Consider the following 4,502-nt stretch of genomic DNA (forward strand, 5'->3'; position numbering starts at 1 on the left):
ATCAAGGTAGTCGTCATCGACACGGCGATAGATCACGTCGATGGGCTTGTAGCCCTTCGTCGTGCGCATCTGCACCTTGCCGTCCACGACCTTCAGGTCGCTGCTTTCCACCAGCTCGGCACCCATCTGGTCAGCCAGGAAGCTGTGCTCGAAATAGGCCGAGTTGTGGATACCCGGGGTCAGGATCGCCACGCAGGGCTTGCTGCCGTCGAAGTTCGGCGGCGCGCATTCCGACAGCGAGCGGCGCAGCTCGGCCGGGTAGGAGGACACCGGGCGCACCTTCATCCGGGTGAACAGCTCGGGGAACATCTGCAGCATCGTCTCGCGGTTTTCCAGCATGTAGCTGACCCCCGAGGGCGTGCGGGCATTGTCTTCCAGCACGTAGAATTCATTCTCGCCGGTGCGCACGAGGTCGGTGCCGACGATATGGGTATAGACGCCCCCCGGCGGCACCATGCCCATCATCTGCGGCAGGAAGGCCTCGTTGCGGGCGATCAGCTGTTCCGGCAGGCGCCCCGAGCGCAGGATCTCCTGAGCGCCATAGATATCGGCCAGGAAGGCATTCAGCGCCCGGACCCGCTGTTCGATCCCCTTCTCGAGCAGCCGCCATTCGGATCCCGAGATGATGCGGGGCACGATGTCGAAGGGGATCAGGCGTTCCTGCGCCTCCTTCTGGCCGTAGACGTTGAAGGTGATGCCGATGCGGCGGAAGAAGGTCTCGGCCTCGGCGGATTTCCTCAGCAGGTCGCGGGGATCCTCGCCCGAGAACCACTGGGCATATTCGGCATAGGGCGCACGGGCGGCACCGCCCCCGGCTTCCATCTCGTTGAAGAACCGATTCTCGGTCATGGTCTCCCTCGGGGCTCTGGCGGCCCTTCTCTCTGTCCCGGCCCGGCAGGCCCGTCACCCGCCGGCACCCCTGTCCCGCGCCGGCATCCCGGCGCCGGTCGTCCCTGTCGTGCCCGGCCCAGCAGATCCGGCGCCCTCGCATCCGGTCGCTCGGCGTTCAGGCCTGCAGCGTTCGGGCCTGCAGCGTTCGGGCCTTTGGCGTCACCGCACCACCAGCCCCCGGAATGATCCTCGCAGAGCCCCGAGAGGGATGCGAGGGGCACCGCCACCTGCCGCAGGGACCCGCCTGCCAATTTCCGGGCATCTGCCCAAAACTGAGGCGCTGCCCCGCACCCGCAGACCACGAAGCGGCTTCCCAAGGAGGCGCGTTTTGGCGTCAAAGGTCAAGGGTTTGCCGGCCCCTTCCCGGCATCGCATCAAGGCAGAGCGGACGCCGCGCCACGGCAAAGCCAGAGGAAGATCCCCCGCCTGCCCCCGCTGCCCCGACACCACGCCGCCGTCGTTCCCGGCCCTTGGATCATCCCTTGGCCCAGCCCGCGTCCCAGCCCTTGACCCAGACCCGACCCCGCGCCCGATGACGGCTTTTGCCATGAACTTTCGGGGCTTTCCGGGGGGCATCGGGCTGGAAAACCTTTGCCCGGCCAAGTGCCCTGCGCCTATCCTGAGCCGGGTCCGCCATGGCGGGCTGCGGGATTGCCCCGGGGACAGTGATTTCAGAGCCAGAAGGATTTCGAGCCATGGAGAGAGTGACCCGCTACCTGCCGCAGGCAGGTCTGGTGGTTCTTGTCGGCGTGCTGCTGCTCGCCATCAACCCGACCGGAGAGCTGGGCACGATCGGTGCTGTCTATGCCGGCCTGGTGGCCTATGCGGCCATGTCGCTCAACATCCTGCTGGGCGCGCGGCTGCGGGTGATCGAGCGGGCCTTCGGCGGCATGGACAAGATGTTCCTGCACCACCGTGCCTTCGGCTATCTGGCAATGGCGGCCGCAGTGGCGCACTGGATCGCTCCGCCCGAGTTTCCGGGCAAGCTCTATCCCTGCGACGACAGCTGCAAGGCCGCAATCGAGGCGGGCGAGATCGCGTTCAACTTCCTGATCGTGCTCGGACTTGTCAGCTACCTGCGGCGCAAGTCGATCCTCGGCTGGACGCTGCCCTACCACTGGTGGAAGCTGACCCACTACATCATGATCTGGCCCTGGGCGGCGGCGACCTTCCACCTGGCCTTCAACAAGAAGATGCCCGCCGACTACCAGATGCTGGCCGAGAGCTTCGCTGCGCTCGGCCTCCTTTGCGGGCTGCTCTGGGGGGGCTCGTTCCTGTGGCGCAGCTTCGGCGCCCGGCGCTACGAGGTGGTGCAGGTCGAGACACGGGGCGACATCACCGGCATCACCGCCCGCCCTCTCGGGCCGCGCAAGCTGCGCCACCGGGCGGGGCAGTTCGCCTTCATCCGCGCCGATCGTGCCGGGCTGCGCGAAAGGCACCCCTTCTCGATCTCGGGAGGAGAGCGCGAGGATGGCGAAATCCGGTTCAACATCAAGGCGCTCGGCGATTTCACCCGGCGCCTGTCCGGTCTGCAGGTCGGTGACCGGCTCTCGGTCGAGGGGCCCTACGGCGGCTTCCGCTATCCCCGGAAGGGACGCCAGCTGTGGATCGCGGCGGGCATAGGGGTGACGCCCTTCCTGTCTTTCGTGCGCTCGCTGCCCGACGAGCTGCCCTGCGAGGTCGAGATGATCTACCTTGTCCGCACGCCCGAAGAGGCCGTGGCGCTGGAAGAGTTCGAAGCGGCGGCGGCGCGGGTCGCGAATTTCAGGTTCACCCTGCATCCCTCGCAGGAAAAGGGCCGCTGGAAAGGCCCCGAGGTCGCGCCCCGCGACCTGAAGGCAGTACTGTTCTGCGGTCCGCCCATGGTGCGCGACATGCTGAAGGCGCGGTTCGGCCGCAAGCTGCATTTCGAGTACTTCGAATTCTGAGTGCCTGTCGGGTGCCCATCCGGTCAGGCCGCCTCCTTCCCCGCATCGAGCGGGGGCGGAGGCGCGGGATCTGCCCGCCGGGCAGCCCCGGGCGCCCTTACCAGAGGGAGGCGATAGCGAGATGGCGCATCAGCACGTCGACCATCTGGCGTTGCGCCTCAAGCGCGCCGTGCTGGGCCTCGATGTTGTAGTAATCGCCCAGCCCGTTCATCGTGGTGAAGAACGAGAAGGAACAGTCGTTGCGCTCGGGGCGGACGTGTTCGTAGATCACGTTGACCCCCGCGGCATGGAAAGCCCCCGTCGCCTGCCGCGCCTGCCGGTTGGCCTCGAAGGGCTGGCTGCCGGCCAGCAGGATCGCATTGTCCTCGTCCGAGAGGGCGCCCTGCGGCGTGGGCGTCATCATCCCCGTCATCGAGGCTGAACTGCGCCGGGCCGAGATCGTTCCCGCCCCGCCGGCCCCGGAATAGCCGTCGTCATTGTTGTGCAGGGTCAGCACCGGGTACCGCTGCGAGAAATAGCCGGCGATGGCATTGGTGAAACCCGGCGTGGGCTTCTGCGAGATGTCGCGGCAGGTCGCGGCCGACGAGGCGGTGAGCGAGAAGTTGCGGTTCGGATCCTGGCCCATGAACACGCGGTTCTCACCGGCCTCGACCGCGATCAGCGCGCCGCCATACTTGTGAACCGCGTAGAGGGCCGCGTCGAAGGCGGCATTCTCGTTGTCATGCAGCACTGCCCAGACCGGGCCGCGCCGGGTCGAGAGGTTGCGCACCACCGTCAGCTGCCAGTTGCGGCCATGTTCGCTGAAGCCATCCCGCGAGATGCAAAGATCGGGATCGGCCTCGAAGGTCGCGGCGTTGCGCCCTATGTCCGGGTCCGGAAAGCCCGACGCGGCCTCGCAGGGCTGGCCCGGCTTGTCGTACCAGGCGACCGGAACCGCGAAGCCCTCGGGGCGCGCGCGGGGACGCAGCGCAGCCGGCGGCGCAACCGAGGCGGCGCCGGGCAGGAAGCGGTCCAGATCCCCTGAGCCCCTGCTTTCCAGGCCCGCTGCGTCCGGGCCAGCTGCATCCGGACCCGCGGGCGGGGACATTGCCAGGGCGGCGGCGAGGTCGGCGCCGATCCCGGCCCCCGCATCGCCTTGCCCGGCCCCGGCTCCGGCGCCATCCATGGAACGGCCATCGGTGGTAGTGGACAGCATGCCAAGCACCGTGCGGGCAAGCATCTCGGCCTCGGGATCGGACTGCCGGGGCGTGCCCGGCATGGTCGACGCAGGGGCGGCCGCAAGATCCCCGGCGGGGGCCAGCGTGGCAGGGCCGTCAGGGGCAGGACGACCGGCCGCGCCGGTGTCGGCCAGCGGACCCTCCGGGCGGCGTTTCGGGCGCAGGCTGGCTGCTGGCGCGAGACCCTGCGGGTCCGCCGCCGCGCTGCTGCCTGCCGGGGCCGCGGCATCGGGCAGGACCTGCACGGACACCGCCGGGGCAGCCTCGGCCCAGCCGGGTCCGCTGCCCTGCAGGCAGGCTGCGGCGAGGCTCAGTGCCAGAAGGGCCGGGGCGTTGCGCTTGCTCATCGCGGTCTCGCTTTCTGCTCGTCTCGGCCACTTCGGGCACTTGCTGTCTGGGGCAGCTACCGGGCCCTGACCGGGCCCGTGCATCTTGGTCTTGCAGGGCCGGTCCTGACCTTGCGGGC

At 68.6% G+C, this 4,502-nt stretch carries 3 protein-coding genes; 1 reads left to right on the forward strand and 2 read right to left on the reverse strand.

Annotated elements, in window-relative coordinates; all coding sequences use genetic code 11:
- On the reverse strand, positions 1-849 hold an 849-nt coding region (locus tag OS124_RS0115360), incomplete at its 3' end, for a circularly permuted type 2 ATP-grasp protein (protein WP_010140653.1).
- Between the two features lie 737 nt (positions 850-1,586).
- On the opposite strand from OS124_RS0115360, the gene OS124_RS0115365 reads away from it, so the two are divergent.
- Complete coding sequence (locus OS124_RS0115365) at positions 1,587-2,819, forward strand: ferredoxin reductase family protein (RefSeq protein ID WP_010140654.1); 1,233 nt, start codon at positions 1,587-1,589, stop codon at positions 2,817-2,819.
- A 97-nt stretch (positions 2,820-2,916) separates the two neighbouring features.
- Here OS124_RS0115365 and OS124_RS0115370 read toward each other — a convergent pair whose 3' ends face one another.
- On the reverse strand, positions 2,917-4,383 hold the full coding sequence (locus tag OS124_RS0115370; RefSeq protein ID WP_010140655.1) for a hypothetical protein: 1,467 nt from the start codon (positions 4,381-4,383) through the stop codon (positions 2,917-2,919).
- Positions 4,384-4,502: the final 119 nt, after the last annotated feature.

It is taken from the genome of Oceanicola sp. S124 (genome assembly GCF_000220565.1).
Lineage (GTDB): Bacteria > Pseudomonadota > Alphaproteobacteria > Rhodobacterales > Rhodobacteraceae > Pseudooceanicola.

Coding starts and splice junctions, on each gene's coding strand:
- OS124_RS0115365 (WP_010140654.1), top strand. CDS start 1,587: ATGGAGAGAGTGACCCGCTACCTGCCGCAGGCAGGTCTGGTGGTTCTT.
- OS124_RS0115370 (WP_010140655.1), bottom strand. CDS start 4,383: ATGAGCAAGCGCAACGCCCCGGCCCTTCTGGCACTGAGCCTCGCCGCA.